Raw genomic sequence first — 20,655 nt, 5'->3', positions numbered from 1 at the left:
GCAATTTTGAAAGAACAAAGTTCTTTTAAGGAAACTCACTAAATCAAGTTTAGGAGTATCATTTTAAAACGAAATCGAAGATTTCTGTAAAATGACATCTGGTGATGATGTTCTTTAGGGTAACACCCGTTCCCATTCCGAACACGACGGTTAAGCCTTTAGAAGCCGATGGTACTGCACGGGAGACTGTGTGGGAGAGTAGGTGGTCGCCAGGTTTTTATTTTATGGCTCGATAGCTCAGTCGGTAGAGCAGAGGACTGAAAATCCTCGTGTCGCTGGTTCGATTCCTGCTCGAGCCACCAAAAGCTTAGTGAATTATTCGCTAAGCTTTTTTTATACAATTAAATAGTAATTTAAAGTTATATTTATTAATAATATAGTTAAAGTCATAATTAAAATTGATTTTTAATATGAACTAAGATGAATATGAATAAGATAAAAAAGTAAAAGGAATATTTATAAAATTTATTTATGTAAATAAATTTTATAAATATTCCTTTTTAAATTTTAAATCCACAATAAGTAGTTTCTTAGTTCATAGCAATAAAAGGGGAAGTTATTAAGGATATATTGTTGGGGAAGTATCATTAATTATTTTAAAACTAAGAATTAATCTACTTATTAATCGTGGATATTTTAATTATGGACAAATAACGGATTAATATACATAAATTGTAAAAATAATTGAGAATAAATAAATATTTAAATTAATATGATTTAATAAGTTAATTAATATTTTGAATTGATATTATTAATAAATAAGAGCGTTTTGATATAGATCTTTAAACAATTAGTTTAGTGAGGTGTTTTAATGAAGGATATTGTTATAATTGGAACTGAAAACATAGGAAAAGAGGTTGTTAAAATAATAGAGGCTATAAATTCAAAAAGAAATACTTGGAATGTGTTAGGATTTATAAGTCTTAAAAAAGATGAAGAAGGAAGTAATATTGAGGGATATAGTGTTCTTGGATCTATAGATTCAATGTTTAATTATTTTGAAGGTAGAAAAAAAGATAAGTTTTATTTTTTTAAGAAATTAGAAAGTCAAAATGAATTATTTACGATTATAGCAATAGACAACTGTAAATTAAAAAAAGAAATAGAAAATAAGTTGAAAGATAAAATAAAATTTGCTACTATTATTCATCCTGATGTTACTTTTTTTAATAAACAAGAAGTTGGAGAGGGAACTATAATATATCCAGGATTAATTGGTGTAGGAAGATTTAAGCTAGGTAAACATGTTATTTTAAAACAAAAATGCTCTTTAGGAAATAATATTGAGATAGGAGATTATTCTTTTATATCTTTTAATAGTAATATTGATAGTAATGTAATGGTTAAAGAGGGATCTTATATTGAAGCTAATACTACAATACTGGCAAATAACAATATAGATAAAAATATTTATATAAAAGAAGGTTCAATATTATATTAAAATTATAATTATATTTTAGAGATATTATTTTGTTTTATATATAAATTAGAAGGTTCATATTAAATATAGTGTGAATCTTCTTTTATTTTTTTATATAATATAGATAATTATCAATATATTATATATTTAAATAGATGGTTTTCTTTGAATTAATAGAATAATTGGAAAGAATAGAATAATTGGAAAGAATAGAATAAGTGGGAAAATATAAGATGTGGAAAATTGAAGAAGTAGAAAATTGAAGAAGTGGAAAGAATAGAATAGGAGAGCTTTTTGAAAAAGAGGTTTATAAAAAGATTTATTTTAGAAATGGATTTATAATCTGTTAAATTATTAGAAATATTTTTGATAAAATCTAATATATTAATTAAATGTTAATTGTGTTCATAAAATATTCAAAAGTATGTTGACATAAAATAAGTAGAGAGTTATTATATAATTACAGACACCCAGTGGGGGGTGGATGTGAAATGTATAGGGAGCGATGAACATGAATGCAGAGAAAAAGAAAGCATTACAGTGCTTGAAGACAGCAAAAGGGCAAATTGAAGGAATAATCAGAATGATTGAAGATGAGAGATATTGTATAGATATTTCAAATCAAGTAATGGCTTCCCAAGCATTATTAAAGAAAGCTAATAAATTAATATTGCAACAACATATGCATAATTGTGTTAAGAGTGCTTTCGAAAATAATGAATCTAAAGATGAAAAAATTGAAGAGATATTAAGTGTACTAAATAAGCTAATAGATAAATAAATATTATATTTCTAATGATGTATTTAGTTTTATTATAATATAAAGTTCTTTAAATCTGTTGTTTCTAGAGTTTCAATTTAGTTTAGTTGAATCCCTAAAAGCAAATTTAGGATGCTCTATATTAATAAATTATTCTAATGATTTACTTAACTTTATTAAGGTAAAATTATTTAGATCTGTTGTTTTTGGAGATTCAAATTTTTTTATTTGAGTAGCTTAAAGCGAATTTAGAATAATTACTGTAATATTTTTAGCTTATTTAAAATAAAAATATTATTGATCTAATGATGTGAGTGATTTTATAAATAATATAAAGTTATTTGGATCTATTGTTTTGGAGGGTTTAAAGAAATTTATTTTTTTAAGCAATTCAAAGTGATTTTAGAGCAATAAGAGATAATTTTTATATATTAATCATTTAACTATATAAGTAATTTTATAGACAATATAAAATTACTTATAGCTGATGTTTATATTTTTAAAATTCTTTAATAAATTTAAGGTTATTTTAGAATAATGTATGCTTTTATCATAATAAATCGAAATTCTAATGATGTTTATAGCTTTGTATATAGTATAAAGTTATTTAGATCTGTTGTTTTTTAGGGTTCAAAAGTTGATTTTTGAGCAATTTAAAGCGAATTTAGAATTAATGAATTTTTTTAAAAATTTAATTTTTATGAGTTTTTCTTTAAGTATATTAATAATAAAGTTAATAAATTAGAATTTAAGCTTGATAAATTAGGACATAGACTTAAAGAATATATATTTGACTTATAATAGGAAAAATAGAATGTGCATCCTGTGCAGCAACCATTGAGAATATGTTAAATAAAATGGGTGGTGTAGAGAATGTAAGTTTAGATTTTTTTTAAGGTTACATCCAACTATGATTCTAATAGGGTTGAAATAAGAGAGATTAGAGAAAGTTTAATAAGTTAGAATATAAGATTATAAGTCAAAGAATAAATTTTAAGATAAATAATTAAGAGAAGTTATATCAAAGGTGTATATTTTTGATATAACTTTTCTTTTTGTTTAATATGTAAAATATTTACAATTAAATCCAAAATGAAAGAAAATGAGATTTAATTTTATCTAATTTGAATAAATGGGCTAAAATACGATTTTATTTTTTGTAAGAAAACATATATACTAATTATATGGCAAATATTTACAAAATGAAGTCGAAAATATAATAATATATAAGTGAAGAAATAGTAAAGTAGAGTTGATAATTAAAATTACAAGCTTTATATTAATTAAGTTTGATTCATATGTGAAAAATAAAAGATTTATTAGGTACCATTAGAATTAGCACTAAAATATTCATTAATATTAGTATGAATATAGTTGCAAATAATAAAATAGTAAAAATATTTTGATATATAGAATATGTCAGTTTTTATAAGGTTATAGTTTTATTAATTAAGTTGAAAATATGCATAATATGAGGAATATGCTAAGTTGTTATTAAAAGTAGGGTAACTATTCTTAAAATTTAGGGGGATTTAAAATGGAGAATTTATTAAAGGATTATTCCAATGAAGAGGTTTTAAAAGCACTTAAGATAGTAACTGAGTTGAAATTAGAAAGAGAACAAGGAGACTTACCTGAATTTATTAGGGGGAGGGTTTCAGAGGTTTCTGAAGATGAGTTTGATTTAATACAAGCATACAATTATTATATGAGAGAATTGAGAAGGGGATCAGTTCTTTTAAGTGAGGAAGAGACAGAAAAGTGCGGATTTAATAGTAGGTTAGCTATAGATGTTGAGTTAAAGGATTTAATAATTTTTTTAAATACTCAGCCTAATATAAAAACTTTATATTCTTGTTCTGGACATCAGTTTGTAAGAGGACAAATAACATTTGAGGGGCTTTTAAAATTTCCTCAAGTAGATGATTTTAAAATTGAATATGCAGATGAAAGAGATGAGACAAAAGTAAGTTTTGATATACCAGAAAGAAGTTACGATTATTTAAATAAGCTTAGAAAGTTATACAATTATTTTTATTTAATCAATTATAATAATTTAAAAACTTTAACTAGGGATGAGGTTAGTGCAATCAAGATAAAAGAAAATTGTACTGCATAAAAAAATTACCCCGTTAAGTAGATTTTAAACAGTATTTTATACTGTGTTTACTTAGCGGGGTGTAATTTAATATAATAAAGCTTTTAAATTTATAAGAAAATAAGTTGTTTCAAAAAGGTATTTTCATAAGTATTTTCTTAATGTACTTCATAAATATCAGAAAGCTCTAACTCTATATTTTTATCATCTGTTATATAATCAACTAAATTATTGCTTTCTTCTGTGTAATTTAATTTTACATTTGGTAGCCATACTATAAATTCTGAACCTTTTATTCCATCACTTATAAGTTCAATTTTACCATCATGCAGTTCTGCAATGGACTTTACAATGCTAAGACCTATTCCACTACCTTCATTTCTTCTTTTTAAGGATTTATCAGCTTGTACAAATCTATCAAAAATTGATGCTTGCATTTCTTTGGGAATACCAATTCCATTATCTTTTATGCTTATTTTAACCCAATCCTTTGAGATGTTTAAATCTACAAATATTTCACCATGATTTTGGGTGAATTTTATTGCGTTTGAAAGTAAGTTAAGAATTAATCTTTCAATTTTTACAGGATCACATTTTATTATGTTTTCTTCAACATTAGTATCAAAGATTATATTAATATCCTTATTTTCAGAATGAGGAATAACCAAAGATACTATATTTTCTACAAGGAATACTATATCTCTATTAGTAAAATCAGCTTTTAAAAATCCAACTTCAATTTTACTAACATCAATAAGGTTATTTATAAGTCTAAGCATTCTATAACAATTTATCTTAAGACCTTGCTTATATTTATCATAGAAGTTATTAAAGTCCATAGGGTCAGTTTCATGCTTAGAATTTAATAACTGTATTGTAGAATAGATAATATTAAGTGGTGTTCTAAGCTCATGTGATATATTGGCGAAAAATTCATTTCTTATTTGTTCATAAGCCTTAGCTTCTTTAAATTTTATAGCTAAATTTTCAAGACGTTTTTTAGAGGTTAAGTTTTTTGCAACTATAACTTTTCCATAAGGAATTTCATTATTATCATTTAAAGTTCTAATTATAGATTCTACATATACAAAGGAATGTTTACCAACAAGTTTACATTTAATACTATCTTCCTCATCTTCTAGTTTTAATTGATTTAATATCTCATCATTTTTACCTAAAAGGTTTATTATAGGCATTCCTATAATTTCTTCATAGGTATAATTTAATGTTTTTAATACAGAATCATTAACATATGTAATTAAACCATTATTATCAACACTTATTATTAAATCCTGTACGTTATTATTTATACAACTTAATAATTGTTCATTTCTTTTAATATTTTTTGTTAGGGTATATTCTTCGGTTATATCTTTTAAATTCACAGCAAAATAATTTTTATTTTCAACATTTAATATCTGTATGTAGGCACTTACTATTTTGCCATTTTTTAAAATAAGCTTACCTTCCCAGTTGCCCTTATTAAAAAGTGCTTTAGTAGCATTTTTTTCAGAGTCATCTATAAAAATCGAATCTACAAATAATTTTTCTACCTCTTTAAGTTGATCTTTTAATTTAGTTGATTTGCAATAGCGTTCTCTTATTGTCTTGTTTGTATATATAACCTTCTTTTTATTATCATATAAAATTATAGAACTACTAGTATTAAATTCAACTAAGTGATAAAAAACTTGAAGTTCATTTTGTAGTAAAGAGCTTCTTTTGTTTTTAGCTGTAATTTCATTAAAAACTCCACTTATAGCCAATAAAAATGAGAGTATGGTAAGCAGAAGAACAACATTATTGGTTTTTAAAAGTGTTATATTTGGAAGAAGTACTTCACAAATCCAATATAATCCTCTAAGGGCTATTAAAAGAATACTAGCAATTATAAATGAATATATTAACTCACAATCATCTAAAGATTTCTTTGATAAGAATATGCAAGCGATTATGTATAGGATAATAATCATAGTCATTAAAGTAGCATAAAAATAAATATCTTTAGCAAATAAATTGTTAGAAAAAATTCTATAGTTAATCATAGGTGTTATAACTGAAAATGAAAAAACTACTATTGATGTAATTATTTTATGTTTAGTAATAAGAGGGGATATTCCTTTCTTATTAAAGGCAACATAAAAAAGCAAAATTATCCTAAATATTGCGTGTATAAAAATAAACTTATCGAATATTATTAGGTTATGTCCTTTAGTAATTAAAAGTTCTACAGATAAATTCATATATATTAAAGAGATTATAAAAAAATCATCTTTTTTGGTGCTTGAATAGTATATTAATGAACTTATGTATGCCATTGTTCCTAATATTAATGATAAACTTAATGAGAAACTTGGCATAGAATTACCAGGAATAAACTCTATATTTTTTCTAATAAGCACTTTATAGGATAAATCTATTAGCAATATAAAAAATATAGAGAAAACTATAAAAATGGATAGTTTTATTATTCTTTGAGTTTCTAATTTATTTTTATCATCATTAAAAATATGAAAAAATATTGGGTTATCCATGTTTTAAATCTCCTTAATATAAGAGTTATTAAAATTATATTTTATAGCATATATTAGATTTTAACACAGATATATGCATATATTCACAAAAAAGTTAAAAATATAATATTAAAAATACAATATAATTAAAAATAGTGTAATATTAAGTTGTTTTTAATTATAAAATTTATATATTTAATTATAAATTCATATTAAGTTTAAATCATATTTAAAATATAAAAGTATTATATTAGATATGATAAAAGATTAATTGAGTATTTTAAAATTATAATTTTTTAAGATATCTTCATATTTATATAAATTATGGGAAATATAAATATAGGGTAATAGCTACATTATATTAATGATTAAATTAGGAGAAGTAATATGAATACTGTTTTAAAACAAAGGAAAAGATTAGATTATTTAGACATTGCAAAGGGACTTCTTATAATAAGTGTTGTATTATGTCATTCGCCTTTTGAAAATGCTTATTATCTTTATTGGTTTCACATGCCAGCCTTTTTTATAATAAGTGGAATGTTATATAAAAGAGGAATGAACATAAAGGAGCAAGCAATAAAGTTTTTTGTTCCTTATGCTATATTTTCATTAATAGATATTAGTTTTAATTATATTATGTATTATCATGGGAATTTTTCCTTAGGTGATTTAATACATGAAATTATCAAATATGCATATGGTGGAAAGGCCACATGGGGAGTATTTTGGTTTATACCTGTAATGTTTGTTACAAAGGTAGTATTTGATCAATTAAATAAGAGATTAACATCTAAGAAGTTAGCTTTTGTGTGTATATTAAGTTATATATTAGCTCACATATATTCTATGAGTTTTATACCATCAAGTGTAACTGATATAACTGAAAATCAATTTGTATTTTGGAATTTAGATACTGTTTTAATAACATTGCCATACTATGCATTAGGATACTATATAACTAAATTAAATATACAAAGGGTGTTTAAAGAAACTTCTACATTAATTTTATCAAGTATAGGGGTAGTAGCTATGTTTATACTAAATAGTAGTATTGGAATATACTATTACTTAAATATAAAATACTCTTACTATAAGGATCCTATTTTTGATATATTAATGCCAGTTACCATAACAATTTTTATACTTTCCTTAAGTTATCAGATTAGTAAGTTTAAGTATAAGAAATTATTTACTATAATTGGAGCTAACTCTCTTGTAATAATGTATTTACATAAACAAGTTGCAACTTTATTTATGGATGTATTTAATTATGGGTATATAATGTTTACTATAATTGGAGTATGTTTACCACTTCTTATGATGGTATTAATAAATAAAAGTATTGTCAGCAAATTTTTATTTAATGGAGATCTTACTTTCTATAGAAAGATTAAAGATATTAAGGATATAGAACCAAAGGATATAATTATAGATAATAAATAGTTATTAAGGCTTAGAAAAGTTTTTCTAAGCCTTTTTTGTAATATTTAATCTTAAAGAATAATATAATCTTACAACAAGAAGTATATAATGGAGGTTATATATGTTAAGGAGAGAAAAAGCGTGTATTAAGGAGTTTTATTTAAACAATAGAAGAGGCTTAGTAGACACTAATGGTTGTGTATATTTAGATGGTAGGTATGCAGGAATTTTAAAACCAAGTGGAGCTATATATATAGAAGGAAGAAGAGGATTTATAAAGAAGAATGGAGATATTTATTTAGATGGTATATTAATTGGAACTTTAAATAATTATAGTATTGTATATTAATATTTTAAAAGTTATGAGATATGTAATTATTTCATAACTTTTTTATATTTTAAATGTTTTAACCTAAAAATTAAAGGTATATAATATAATAAGGAATTCACAAAATATTTATAAAATAACTGTGAATGGAGGTGTTACCATGGCAATGGAAAGAAAGAACTTTAATAATTATAAGGAAGTATCCCTATTAATAATGTTAATTCCAATGTTATTTATTTTAATAGATACCTTAGGGAGAATGAATTCTAAAATAAATAATAAAAATTTATTTGAAATTATATTTAATGAGATATTTTTATATAGAGAAGTTATAGTTAAGTTTATAATAGCCATAGTTGTCATATTTGTTATAACAAAGATAAAAATTATAAAAGAGAAATTTATACTAGGTGACTTTAAAATTATAATAGGATATACCACACTAGGAGTAATAAGTTATAAATTTTTTGGAAGTGCATATGGACTTTCTAAATCATTAGATGTATATGTTATGTGCATAATAGCTATGATTTTTATATTGTCAGGAATAAGAGAAATTATGTCATCTATAGATAACATAAATATTAATATTGAGGAGAAAAGTAACTTTGAAAGGTTAGTATATACAAGAGTTAAGTATTTAGGAATAATTTATTTTATAATATTTGCAATATTAATAGCTATAGAAAATTTAAACAGTATAATGTCTAGTGATTTTATAGCAAGTTTAATTAGCAATTATAATCAGCATTATAATAATATGGCTAGAGTGATTTCAGTATTAGGAGTGGTTTTAATAGTAGCTCTAATACTTATAATTAAAAAATCATTTTCTAACTTAAATTTATGCTATGAAGAATATATTTACATAATAAAACATAAAACTGTTACTGAAGAGATTAAAAAAGATATAGATTTTGTTAATCTTAAAGTTGAGGCTAATAAAAAATACATTAATAATAAATTTAAAAAGCTTGAAGACAAAAAAGCTCAAGTATTATTAAAAGGTATTTTTGATTTATTTAAAGATAACAAGCATTAAACAATATATATGCTTAGAGGGGAAAGTATGGAGAGTAAAAAAAGTACAAATTTTGATTTTATATTAAAAACAAGTATTGAAAGCTATTATGATTTATTGAAAAATGCTGAAAAGGCATGGGAGACCCATGCAGCTTTAACATATATCGCTTTAAGAATGGTTGTGGAAGACTTATTAATTAAGCTTGAAGAAAAATATGAAATAAATAGAGATAAAGAAGCTAATTTTAAGAGCACCTTAAATAATTTAAAAGAATATGTTCCAAGTTGGATAATTGAGTATGGGGAATATATAAGAATTAAAGGGGAGAAAAGTGCTAATAAAGAAATTGATAGCAATTTAGAAGAAAATAGTACATTATTAGCACTAAAGAAAGTGCATGAAATTTTAATATGGTACTTAAAAAATGTAACTAAAGAGATGAGCTTAGAGGCAGATTATAGTTTCATTACTCCAGAAAGCATAAAAGAGAGTGAATGTGACTTAGCAATAGATAAAAAGGTCCTTGAAAATAAGGAAAAATTTATTATAAGTCTAGAAAAACAAATAAAAACTAATAGTGATGATGAAAAAAAGCAAGAAGAGCTTGAGGAACTTTTAAGAAATGTTAAGGAAGAAAAGAAGGAGCTTACAGAAAAACTAGAGAAGAAAGAGTTAGAGCTTCAGGAAGTTTTAAATAGTTTTAAAGAACTTCAAGTTAAACTTACTACTTATATAGAGAAGGATCAATCTGCTGAAGAAAATAATAATAAATATCCAGACTTTTATAAGGGGTTTTTATCCTTACAAGGATATGAACTTAGGGTTGTCTATGCCTTTTTGAAGAGTTTAAGTTTAGGAAGTATTTTCTTAAATAAATCTAAAAGTATATTTTTAAAATCTCAAAGGAAAGAATTTTTAAAGTTTATTGAAAAAGAGGTAGAGGACTTAAAAAAATATTCTGACGGGATTTTAAAATTAAAGTTATATTATATTTTATTAAAGCTTACTAATACGCCAGTGGCCTCAGTTGCAGATAAGGAAACCTTTGATAAATCTTTAGATAGTATAGTTGAGAAGGCTTATTTTATAATTGAAAGCCGTAATGGATTTAATGGGAAGGTATATAAATTAGAGGCTATAATAAATTATTACTTAATAGTAATAATGAATAGTTTGTCAGCTGAAATAAATCATGAAGAGGATAACAAAGACAAGGTTTCTGATATAATTTATGAAGTTTTAAGAACAATACCTTTAGATGAGAGAAAAATCATATTAAATAAGATGAATTTTACAGATATATCTGAGGGGGCAATTAAGGAAAATATAAGATTAAATCAAGTAGAGTTTTTAAAAGCTGCCTTAGACTGTGGAATAAGTGAGAGCTCTGAATTTGTTATAAGATCAGTTTTTTCAATTTATGTAGCCTTTCAAAAAGATTTTGATTTTTATGAATTTAGAACTAGACATGATATGTTAAGAGCGTATATAGGTCCTTTATTATTAGTAGTTCTTTTAAAGGAGTTTAAAATTTCAAGAGAGAATTTAGTGCCTATTTTTGTAATGGAAATAAGCATATCAAATAAAATATTAAGAAAAGAAAGAAGAGAAAAAATATACTATAATCAGTTAGTTCAAGCTTGGTTAGAAGAAAAAGAGAAATATGATAAAATACTTTCAGAAAAAAATAACTTAGAAAAAAATCTTAAGGAAGTGCAAGAGGCAAGGGAGTTATTATTAACAAATGAGAGAAAATTCGTAGCTGAAAAAGATAATACTGAAAATGCTATAAAATCTCAATGGGATATGTTTAAAGAGAAGGCTCTTCAGTCTGAGGAGATTAAATCCTTTAATTCTTATGAAGAGTATAAAAGGGCTGTTAATCAAAAAAATCTCATAGAGGTGTCAGAAGAGCATAGTCTTAAGGATAGGGGTATTATTAAAAACTTTTTCTCATTAGATACATGGAAGTACAAACTAAATAAATTAGAAATAAGTAAAAATATAAAAGTTTTAGAAGAAAAGCTTATTGAAGAGGCCAAGGAGTCTGGAGTTTTTGAAAATGAGCTTTTAACCATAAGAGAATTAGAAAAAATATTGGCAGATAAAGAGAGTGGCTTAGAAGACATAAGAGTTGATTTAAAAGAAAATTCAGTTGAAAATGAAAAGTTAAATAGACTAATAAGTAACAGCAATAAACTTATGGAAAAGTTTAAAGAAGATAACTTTGATTTTGCTAAATAAAAAAGCTGGTATTTTTATACCAGCTTTAAATTTATAAATTATGCTAACTTCTACATACTATATTATTATTTGGACAAATAAATTTTGTTACAATTCTCATAAAGGTGAAAAAGAACAATTTTTGAAAGTTCTTAGTTTAATTAGCATTATCTATAAATTTTACTTAATTATAACACAAATTTAGTTATATAAATATAACTTTTTTTCTAATATAATAAATTTTGTAGAGATATATAACAAATAGATAATTAGAGATATTATGAAAAAAATCTTAAGGATTAAATAAGTGGTTTAATAATTTTATTTTAATTTTGAAAAGTGTTATTGTATTATTTTTATATACAATTTGTTGTAATAAACAGAACTATTGAAAGTGAACAATTAGGATATTATAATAAAATTTTGAGGTTTGAAGAGAATTAGAGATTAAGAAGTAATAAAAAATATAGAAAGATACAAAGTAGATAAGTGAGGGATAAAGATGAAAAGATTCCTAGCTGTAGGAATAATAGGTGTTTTGGTTGCTGGAATATCAGTTTTTGGAATAGAGGAATTTAAGCATAAGAGAGTTAAGGGATTAGAAGCTAAGGTGTTTCAGGCAAAAACTTATATTAATCATGGAGATTTAGTAAATGCAGAAATTATGCTTAATATAATAAAAGAAGAAAACCTTGATTTAAAAGATAAAAATGTTCAAGAAGATATATTAGAAATAGAAAATAGCATAGATTCAAATAAGGATAGCTTTAGGGATAAACCAATAAAGAATTTAGAGGATTTAAGTGTAGATCAAAAGAAAGTAGAGCTTCTAAATATTTATTTAGAAAATAATGAATTTTCACCAGATGTTCGTAGTATTGAGTCAGCAGGTAAGGAATACTATATTCAGTTTAGAAAATCTAAAAAGCTTCCTTTAGATAAAAATAAGGATTTTAGCAATAAAAAGGGATATATTTTAAAACCTATAAGAACCTCAAAAAGATTTTTTGAAGATACTTGCTTAATATTTGATGTTGAAAAACCATATTATATAAATAAAAATATATATTATAAATTTGTTGAAATGCCTGTAAGTAGTTATTTCGGTGAAGATGACAAAGAGATATGGTACTTTGCTGATTTAAACTTTAATATAATTAGCAAAGAAAATTTAGAGTTTTATATTAATAATAAAGATGTTTTAGATAGTAATAATAATATTTTAAGCAATTATAATTTAACTAATTATATAGAAGATGAATATTTATATTAAAAATATTTAAAATAATTTTTGTCAATATTTTGAAAAAGATATTGACAAAAGCGCTTGAAAACGTTATTATAAAATTAAGATAATTATTTAAGATTTAGTGTGGTAGGATTGATAAAAGCCTAAATTAAATGTGTTTATTTGTTCATTTAATTTAGGCTTTTTATTGTTTTATTATATTTTATTTAGTTAAGGTTACATCCATTTGAGGATATGGAATAGTTATGTTTTCCTCATCAAATCTTAATTTAACTTCCTCTAATAAGCTAAAATGAACCTTCCAATAATCTTCTTGTTTAGTCCAAACTCTAACAGTAAAATCTATAGAGCTTGCAGCATGTTGGCTTATACCTACAAATGCTTCAGGTGTTTTTAAAATTAACTCATTTTTATTTATAATATCCCAAAGAACATTTTTAACTTTGATTATGTCGTCATCATATCCAACGCTAAATACTAAATCAACTCTTCTAGTATCCTTTGATGAATAGTTTATAAGACTTCCATTAGCTAGTGTACCATTTGGAATAAGTATTTCCTTGTTATCTGGCGTTACTAGATGAGTATAGAACACAGTTATTCTTTCAACAGTTCCAGAATATCCTGAGGCTTCTATAAAATCATTAACTCTAAAAGGTCTTAATAAAAGAATTATTACTCCACCAGCAAAATTAGATAAACTTCCTTGTAAGGCAAGTCCAACTGCTAAACCTGCTGAAGCTATAAGAGCTGCTAGTCCAGCTATATCAAATCCAACATAACTCATTAGGGTTATAACTAGAAGAACTTTTAGAGACACCTCTGAAAAAGCTTCTGCAAATGATGTTAATGTAGGATCTACATTTCTACTTTTCATTATATTAGCTAAAATCTTAATTACTTTATTGATAATTTTCCATCCAATATAAAGTAGAATTAAACCAATTACTAATTTAAAGCCATTAGTTGTAATCCAAGATAAAAGCTTCTCGTACATCTTACTAAGATCAAACTTCATCAATAAACCTCCTATAAATTATTACTTATTACTAAAGCAAAATATATTATAAATTTTCTTTCGACAAATATCAACTAAAAAGAAGGTATGTCCATAGATAATAAGGTATGCTTTAGTAACATATACTATGCTAAAAATTAAATTTCTTTAGTAAATAAATTAACTATTAAAAATAATAATGAATTTATGTTTATAAATTTTAAAATTAGGGAAGTATATAAGGTGAAAAGACCTTATAAAAACCATAGTTTTGGGCAGAACTATGGGGTGGCATTACTAGGGAAAGAGCTATGGATACTCCATAGCTCTAATTTTATATAGTATTTATATTAAAAGAAATATGAAATTAAAGGATAAAGTCATATAAAAAAGGGCTTATACCAAAGTAACTTCTTAACAAAACTTCTAAAATGTATCTTAAGAAATTATGAGATTCAAGCCATTCTATAGATTATATAACATTGGGAGTAAGCACTATAGATTTTCAATTTAATAATTCTCAAGATGTTTATAAGTTTTATATTTAAGTTTTTGATATAATCCCTTTTTCTAATATATTTTTAGGAGTATAAATTATCTATTAAATCTTATAAAGTCTAATTCATTTGAAATTGCTATGTTATAAACATAAGAATTAGCAACTTCATTTATGAATCTTTCTTTCATTTCTTCATTTAATTCAATATTGTTAAGTTTATTATGATAGTTCATAACGAAACCTTTCATTTCAGGTCCATCACTTAAAGTTTCATATTTGTAGTAATTTAATCCTTCTTCATCTATTTTATATAAATCTTTTACCATACCATAGATTGTTCTTCCACCAAATAAATCTGCAAGATATCTAGTATAAGCATGTGCTACTAAAAGTTCAGGAGCAGTTTCGCCTATTTCATTTATTCTAGCAACGTAAGCTCTTGTAGAAGCTAATGGTTTCATTGTATTTAAGTTTTCTCCTAATAAGAATTTTAAATCTTTAAGTATAGCTTCAGCACGATAAATTTCAGGAAGTACAAAGTCTTTAACTACTTTGTTATCTTTGCATTTTTCTAAGTTAACTTCTATTGCGTTATAAACTTCGTAAAGATTATAAAGATATTCAGCGTAGCTTTCAGTAGAAGCTTTTCCTTCTAATAATCTTTTTAAGAATCCTGTTTTTTCAGCTACAGCATGTAAATCGTTACTATTGTTTTTTATATCCATCATAAATGAGTTCATTAAAATCACCTCGTAAATCTATTCAAAATTTTAATATGTTAAAGTTTTAATATCTCTTTTATAAATTTAATATACTACTTAAAAATATCATCATCAAATAAGATATTTTACGAATTAGGTTCATAAAATAATTATTTTTTATACAATTTGATAATAAAATATATATTTTTTTGAAAGTTAAGCTAATAATTATTTGAGAATAATTATTATTAATAAAAATACTAGAATTTTATAAAAAATATAAATTTAAAATAGCAATTTATGCTATAAAATATTTATCAAAATCTTATTAAATATAAATAGGGTTTAGTATAATGTTTATAAGGATTAAAGTTAGAAATAATCTTATGTAAAGAGGAAAGTTTCTATAAATTTAAAAAGGTGTTAGGAGAGATGCGGAATGAGGATACTTCACACTGCTGATTGGCATTTAGGAAAAAATTTAGAAGGATTAAGTCGTATGGATGAGCAAGAACGATTTTTAGAGGATTTTGTTCACATAGTAAAGGATAATAATATAGATTTAGTTATTATAGCAGGGGATGTATATGATTCTAGTAATCCTCCAGCTAGGGCAGAAAAAATGTTTTATGATACCTTAAAAAAGATATCAGCTAATGGAGAGAGGATGACTTTAGTTATTTCAGGGAACCATGATAATCCAGAAAGATTAGTGGCTGCAGGTCCCTTAGCAAGAGAACATGGTATAGTGATGGTTGGAACTCCTAAGAGTATAGTTGAAGTAGGGGAATATGGAAGAAATAAAGTTTTAAATTCAGGAGAAGGATTTATTGAATTAGATATAAATGGAGAAAAGTCTGTAATATTAACTGTTCCATATCCAAGTGAAAAGAGATTAAATGAAGTTTTATATGGTGCAATGGATGAAACTTGTGAGAGAATAAAAAGTTATAGTGATAGAATAAAGCTTTTATTTGATTCTCTTAAAGGAAATTTTAAAGAAGATACAATTAACCTAGTAGTATCTCACCTTTTTGCAACGGGAGCAGAAAATACTGGTTCAGAGAGAAATATAGAGCTTGGAGGAAGTTTCATTGTTGATAAGGAATGTTTCCCAGAAGAAGCCCAATATATTGCTTTAGGACATATACACAAGCCTATGATTATACCAGGAACTAATAAAAAGATAAGATATGCAGGTTCACCACTTCAATATAATAAAAAAGAAATAAGCTTTGAAAAAAAGTGTTTTATTGTAGATGTTAAAGCAAATGAGGAAGCAAATATAGATGAAATAAAATTTGATGTGTACAAGCCTATAGAAGTTTGGAAGTGTGATAGCATAGATGAAGCCATTTACAAATGTGAAGAAAATAAAGATAGAGAATGTTGGGTTTATTTAGAAATAAAAACAGATAGATATATAAGAGAAGATGAAATAAAGGCCATGAAGAAGCTTAAAGGGGATATTATTGAAATTATTCCTAAGATAACACTAGATGAAGAGGAGAATGATGAAAGAAGTTTTTCAGAAAAATCTTTTGAAGAATTATTCACTGACTTTTATGAAAAGGAAAGAGGGGTTAAGCCAGAGGAAGATTTATTAGAGCTTTTACTTAATATAGTTAAAGAGGAAGGGGATGAAGAAAATGAAACCAATTAGGCTAGAGGTTAAGGGATTAAATAGTTTTATAGATAAGCAAGTTGTTGAATTTGATAAGTTAACAGAGAGAGGGCTTTTTGGTATTTTTGGACCTACTGGAAGTGGAAAATCTACAATTCTAGATGGAATAACCCTTGCTTTATATGGTGATATTGCAAGAAAAAGCTCAAACTATATAAATACTAACTGTGATGGTGTCTATGTAAGTTATGAGTTTCAAATAACAGGTAATGAAGTAAAAAGGTATAGAGTTGATAGGGAATTTAAAAGAGATAATAAAAGTGGCGGAATAAGAAATAAAAGTTCAAAGATAATTGATATAACAGGCGGAGTTGAAAATGTACTAGAGGAAAAGGCAAAGGCTGTAACTTCAAAGTGTGAGGAGATTATAGGGCTAAAATTAGATGATTTTATGAGGACTGTTGTTCTTCCACAAGGAAAGTTTAGTGAATTTCTTAAGCTAGAAGGAAAAGAGAGAAGAAATATGCTTGAGAGATTATTTAATCTTAGAAAATATGGTGATGATCTTTCTAGTAAGCTTAGTTTTGAAATAAGAAAAGAAAAAGATAAGATGAATGTCTTAGAAGGACAATTAAAGGGATATGAGGGAATTAGCGAAGAAGCTTTAAAAGCAAAGGAAGAAGAAATTAAGGAAATCAACTTAAGTATTAAAAGTAAAGAAGAGTTATTAAATAAGATAAAAAAAGAATTTGAGGAAGCGGAAAAAGTTTGGAATACTCAAAAAGAACTTTATGACAAAAGAATTGAAGAAGAGAGTTTAGTAAGTAGAAGTGAGGAAATAAAATCTTTTAAAGAAAGGGTTGAAATTTCAAATAAGGCGGATAAGGTAATAGTATTTATAAATAATCTTGAAGATATTTTAAAGGAAATAAATAAAGAGGATTTAAAATTTAGTGAGTTAAATAAGAAATTAGAGGAACTTATAAATTTAAGAGAAGAAAATAAGCTAAAGTTTGAAGAGGTTGCTAAAAAGAAGGAAGAAAAATTACCTGACTTAAGATTAAAGAAGGAAAAGTTATTAGAAAGCCAAAAGGAAAGAGAGATACTTTTTCAAATAAAGGCTGATGGGGTTAAATTAAAGGAAGCTTGCAAGAAGATTTTTGAGGATAGAAGTAAATGTGATACTAAATTAAATTCTATAGAAGAAAATGAAAAGAGATTAAATGAAGAATTAAAAGAGAAGGAAGAGAGAAAAGAAGAGCTTTTTATCCATGAAGAATTTAAAAATAAGATTAATAGTGGATTATTTATTTTAAATTCTTATGAAAGTTTAGATAAACAATTTAATGAGATAAAGAGTGAAGAGGCTGAATTAAAGAGATATATAAAAGAGCTTACAGAGGATAAAGAAAAGTCAGAGAAGGATTTAAAAGTTAAGATAGAAAGTTTAGGTAAGACAAGGGACAAACTAGAAAGTCTTTTAAAGGAAACACCAGGGGATAGTAATTCTATTTTAGAAAAACAAATAAAACTTGGAGAGTATAGAGAGAAGCTTAATAAATATAAAGAGATAAAAAATTCTTTAGAAGAGTCCTTAAAGACTAAAAATAACTTTGAAGAAAAACTTAAAGGTTTTGAAAATCAAAAATTATTATTAGAAAAAGAGGTAAGAGAGCTTAAGGAGTATATAAATAAGGTTAAGGTTGAAGAATTAGCTCATAAACTTAGAGAGAATTTAGTAGACGGGGAGTGTTGTCCAGTTTGTGGATCAACTCACCATGAACTTAATAAGGTTGAGAAAATTAATTTAGATGAATCAAATCAAAAAACAACTTTATTAGAAAGTAAGGAAGAAAAACTAAAAGAGCTTATTTTAGAGTTCTCAAAAATAGAAGCTACTTTAGAATATGAAAATAAGAAAATTGAGGAATTAAATATTTCCATAGAAGAAGTAGGAGAAGTTAATGAGGAAAGATTAAAATCCTTAGAAGAAGAGTTTAATACCTTAAAAGATAAAATAGAGGAGTTTAATCTTAAAAAAGAAAATCTAGAAAAAAATTTAGAAAAATTAAAGGAAGAGAAAAATAATTTAGAAAATATCTTCAATAAGGCTGAGGTTATTTTATGTGAAAAAATAGTTAGAGAGAAAGAAATAGCTTCAAAGGTAAAAGAATTAGATAAGGAGTTAAAATTAAAAATTTCTGAGCTTAATTCCATAAAAAATGAACTAAAGATTGAGGATATTAAACTAGAAAATGAGTTGATATTAAAAAAAGAGAAAGAAAAAAATCTATTAGAGAAAGAGATTAGAATATTAAGAACTCAGTTAGAGGAATCAAATAAGATAAAGGATGAATTAAGAGAAAAAAGAGATGAATTAAAGGAGAATTACTTAAGTCAAAAATCCTTGTTAGATGGTAAAGTAGAAGTTTATAGAGAAAAGGAAAGAATGATTAAAGGAGCTTTAAAGGGCTTAATTGATGAAGCTTTACCTATTGAAAAAATAGATATAAAAGGCTTATTAGAAGATTTACAATTAGAGATTGATTATATAGAAAAGGCTTATTTAAATCTAAGTGAGGAAAAAGAAAAACTAGAAAAAGCCTTTAATAATATGAATCAAGAGATGGCTGTTACTAAGGAAAGAGTAAATTCATTAAATCTTAGAAAAGAAAATGAGGAGAAAAAAGTAAACTTAGCTTTAGAGGAAGAAGGATTTAAGACAATATTAGAGGTTAAAGGGGGGATTTTATTTAAGGATGAAAAGGAAAAATTAAAAATATTAATTGAAGAATACCATAATAACTTTATTAAGGTTAGGGCAAATATAGAATTATTAATTAAAAAGTTAAATGGAAAGAGTTTAACAGAAGAAGAATGGACAAGGGTTCTTCAGGAGAAAAATAATACTGAAAAAGAATTAAAGGAAGTTGAAGAAATAAAAATTAGACTTGTTACTGAAAGTGAGTCTATAAAGAAAAAACTTGAAGAACAAAGGGATATACTTCATATTAAAGCTAAACAAGAACATAAGCTTGCTCTTTTAAGTGATTTAGAAAAATTGTTTAAAGGAAAGAAGTTTGTAGAATTTATTGCAGCAAATCAATTAAAATATATATCCATAGAGGCCTCTAAAAAGCTTAAGGATATAACTAATGGAGTTTATGGATTAGAGGTTGATGAAAATGGTAAGTTTATAATAAGAGATTATAAAAATGGAGGTGCAGAGAGAGATGCCTCAACTCTTTCAGGGGGAGAAACCTTCCTAGCTTCCTTAGCCTTAGCATTATCACTTTCATCACAAATTCAGTTAAAAGGAACAGCCCCTTTAGAATTATTCTTCTTAGATGAGGGCTTTGGAACTTTAGATGATAATCTTTTAGATGTGGTTATGAGTTCCTTAGAAAGACTTCATCACGAAAGACTATCTGTAGGTATAATAAGCCACGTTGAATCTATAAAAAACAGAGTTCCAGTTAAGCTTATATTAACACCGGCAGAGGCAGGAATAGGTGGAAGCAAGGTTAAAATAGAGAGAAGTTAAATTAAAATCAAAAGAGCTTAATAAATAAGCTCTTTTGATTTAATATTTAAAAAGATTTTAAATTTGGTAAAAGAGATTTATATATTTATTATTAGTTTTAGATAATAGGTTTTCAAAATAAATCTTGTAAAATTATTTATATGGTTATTAATAGAAGTATTTATAAAAAAATAGAAGTTATTTTTATTATTAATAAAGTGATTATGAAGTAATTTGTTACATAAAATTCCTAATTTGGAGTTATTATATT

14 protein-coding genes, 1 tRNA gene and 1 rRNA gene are annotated in these 20,655 nt (G+C 24.9%); 13 read left to right on the top strand and 3 right to left on the bottom strand.

What is annotated here, in order from left to right:
* The first annotated feature begins 97 nt into the window (after window positions 1–97).
* From rrf to I6G60_RS00520, 6 genes are all read left to right on the top strand, one after another.
* A 5S ribosomal RNA gene (gene rrf / locus I6G60_RS00545) occupies window positions 98–215 on the top strand.
* A gap of 11 nt (window positions 216–226) precedes the next feature.
* Window positions 227–302: transfer RNA gene (locus tag I6G60_RS00540), tRNA-Phe, on the top strand.
* Between the two features lie 509 nt (window positions 303–811).
* Complete coding sequence (locus I6G60_RS00535; protein WP_197925518.1) at window positions 812–1,441, top strand: LbetaH domain-containing protein; 630 nt, start codon at window positions 812–814, stop codon at window positions 1,439–1,441.
* 490 nt (window positions 1,442–1,931) lie between these two features.
* A complete protein-coding gene (locus I6G60_RS00530) occupies window positions 1,932–2,201 on the top strand; it encodes a metal-sensing transcriptional repressor (protein ID WP_003458296.1) in 270 nt (89 codons plus the stop codon).
* Window positions 2,202–2,977: 776 nt separating this feature from the next.
* Window positions 2,978–3,076: a cation transporter gene (locus I6G60_RS15455; protein WP_110003193.1), complete on the top strand. Its 99-nt coding sequence runs from the start codon at window positions 2,978–2,980 to the stop codon at window positions 3,074–3,076.
* Window positions 3,077–3,717: 641 nt separating this feature from the next.
* A complete protein-coding gene (locus I6G60_RS00520; RefSeq protein WP_003458357.1) occupies window positions 3,718–4,299 on the top strand; it encodes a hypothetical protein in 582 nt (193 codons plus the stop codon).
* Between the two features lie 137 nt (window positions 4,300–4,436).
* Here I6G60_RS00520 and I6G60_RS00515 read toward each other — a convergent pair whose 3' ends face one another.
* Complete coding sequence (locus I6G60_RS00515; RefSeq protein WP_197925516.1) at window positions 4,437–6,812, bottom strand: sensor histidine kinase; 2,376 nt, start codon at window positions 6,810–6,812, stop codon at window positions 4,437–4,439.
* Window positions 6,813–7,178: 366 nt separating this feature from the next.
* On the opposite strand from I6G60_RS00515, the gene I6G60_RS00510 reads away from it, so the two are divergent.
* The 5 genes from I6G60_RS00510 to I6G60_RS00490 all read left to right on the top strand — a co-directional run bounded on the left by I6G60_RS00510 (window position 7,179) and on the right by I6G60_RS00490 (window position 13,064).
* Complete coding sequence (locus tag I6G60_RS00510) at window positions 7,179–8,237, top strand: acyltransferase family protein (protein WP_003474645.1); 1,059 nt, start codon at window positions 7,179–7,181, stop codon at window positions 8,235–8,237.
* Between the two features lie 100 nt (window positions 8,238–8,337).
* Window positions 8,338–8,565: a hypothetical protein gene (locus I6G60_RS00505; protein WP_003458280.1), complete on the top strand. Its 228-nt coding sequence runs from the start codon at window positions 8,338–8,340 to the stop codon at window positions 8,563–8,565.
* Window positions 8,566–8,704: 139 nt separating this feature from the next.
* On the top strand, window positions 8,705–9,586 hold the full coding sequence (locus tag I6G60_RS00500; RefSeq protein ID WP_197925514.1) for a hypothetical protein: 882 nt from the start codon (window positions 8,705–8,707) through the stop codon (window positions 9,584–9,586).
* A 27-nt stretch (window positions 9,587–9,613) separates the two neighbouring features.
* The gene (locus I6G60_RS00495) at window positions 9,614–11,812 is read left to right on the top strand and encodes a hypothetical protein (RefSeq protein ID WP_197925512.1); all 2,199 of its coding nucleotides are present in this window, start codon (window positions 9,614–9,616) and stop codon (window positions 11,810–11,812) included.
* Between the two features lie 481 nt (window positions 11,813–12,293).
* A complete protein-coding gene (locus I6G60_RS00490) occupies window positions 12,294–13,064 on the top strand; it encodes a hypothetical protein (RefSeq protein WP_197925510.1) in 771 nt (256 codons plus the stop codon).
* Window positions 13,065–13,242: 178 nt separating this feature from the next.
* Here the strand turns inward: I6G60_RS00490 and I6G60_RS00485 are convergent, their stop codons facing one another.
* Together I6G60_RS00485 and I6G60_RS00480 are read right to left on the bottom strand one after the other, a co-directional pair.
* The gene (locus tag I6G60_RS00485; protein ID WP_003458319.1) at window positions 13,243–14,058 is read right to left on the bottom strand and encodes a mechanosensitive ion channel family protein; all 816 of its coding nucleotides are present in this window, start codon (window positions 14,056–14,058) and stop codon (window positions 13,243–13,245) included.
* A 573-nt stretch (window positions 14,059–14,631) separates the two neighbouring features.
* Complete coding sequence (locus I6G60_RS00480; protein ID WP_003458341.1) at window positions 14,632–15,276, bottom strand: biliverdin-producing heme oxygenase; 645 nt, start codon at window positions 15,274–15,276, stop codon at window positions 14,632–14,634.
* A 400-nt stretch (window positions 15,277–15,676) separates the two neighbouring features.
* On the opposite strand from I6G60_RS00480, the gene I6G60_RS00475 reads away from it, so the two are divergent.
* Together I6G60_RS00475 and I6G60_RS00470 are read left to right on the top strand one after the other, a co-directional pair.
* Window positions 15,677–16,900, top strand: a complete 1,224-nt coding sequence (locus tag I6G60_RS00475; RefSeq protein WP_197925508.1) for an exonuclease SbcCD subunit D — start codon at window positions 15,677–15,679, stop codon at window positions 16,898–16,900.
* Entirely contained in the window at window positions 16,887–20,405 is a 3,519-nt protein-coding gene (locus tag I6G60_RS00470) for an AAA family ATPase (protein WP_096071792.1), read from the top strand. Before I6G60_RS00475 ends, I6G60_RS00470 begins: the two co-directional genes overlap by 14 nt.
* Window positions 20,406–20,655: the final 250 nt, after the last annotated feature.

This window comes from Clostridium perfringens (assembly GCF_016027375.1).
Lineage (GTDB): Bacteria > Bacillota > Clostridia > Clostridiales > Clostridiaceae > Sarcina > Sarcina perfringens.
The sequence above is the reverse complement of the archived record's forward strand: the minus strand, read 5'-3'. Positions and strand labels throughout refer to the sequence as shown.

Bases quoted from the DNA above. Each gene is read 5' to 3' on its own strand.
- I6G60_RS00500 (WP_197925514.1), top strand. From the start codon at position 8,705: ATGGCAATGGAAAGAAAGAACTTTAATAATTATAAGGAAGTATCCCTA.
- I6G60_RS00515 (WP_197925516.1), bottom strand. From the start codon at position 6,812: ATGGATAACCCAATATTTTTTCATATTTTTAATGATGATAAAAATAAA.
- I6G60_RS00520 (WP_003458357.1), top strand. From the start codon at position 3,718: ATGGAGAATTTATTAAAGGATTATTCCAATGAAGAGGTTTTAAAAGCA.
- I6G60_RS00530 (WP_003458296.1), top strand. From the start codon at position 1,932: ATGAATGCAGAGAAAAAGAAAGCATTACAGTGCTTGAAGACAGCAAAA.
- I6G60_RS00535 (WP_197925518.1), top strand. From the start codon at position 812: ATGAAGGATATTGTTATAATTGGAACTGAAAACATAGGAAAAGAGGTT.
- I6G60_RS00480 (WP_003458341.1), bottom strand. From the start codon at position 15,276: ATGAACTCATTTATGATGGATATAAAAAACAATAGTAACGATTTACAT.
- I6G60_RS00475 (WP_197925508.1), top strand. From the start codon at position 15,677: ATGAGGATACTTCACACTGCTGATTGGCATTTAGGAAAAAATTTAGAA.
- I6G60_RS00470 (WP_096071792.1), top strand. From the start codon at position 16,887: ATGAAACCAATTAGGCTAGAGGTTAAGGGATTAAATAGTTTTATAGAT.
- I6G60_RS00495 (WP_197925512.1), top strand. From the start codon at position 9,614: ATGGAGAGTAAAAAAAGTACAAATTTTGATTTTATATTAAAAACAAGT.
- I6G60_RS00490 (WP_197925510.1), top strand. From the start codon at position 12,294: ATGAAAAGATTCCTAGCTGTAGGAATAATAGGTGTTTTGGTTGCTGGA.
- I6G60_RS00485 (WP_003458319.1), bottom strand. From the start codon at position 14,058: ATGAAGTTTGATCTTAGTAAGATGTACGAGAAGCTTTTATCTTGGATT.
- I6G60_RS00505 (WP_003458280.1), top strand. From the start codon at position 8,338: ATGTTAAGGAGAGAAAAAGCGTGTATTAAGGAGTTTTATTTAAACAAT.
- I6G60_RS00510 (WP_003474645.1), top strand. From the start codon at position 7,179: ATGAATACTGTTTTAAAACAAAGGAAAAGATTAGATTATTTAGACATT.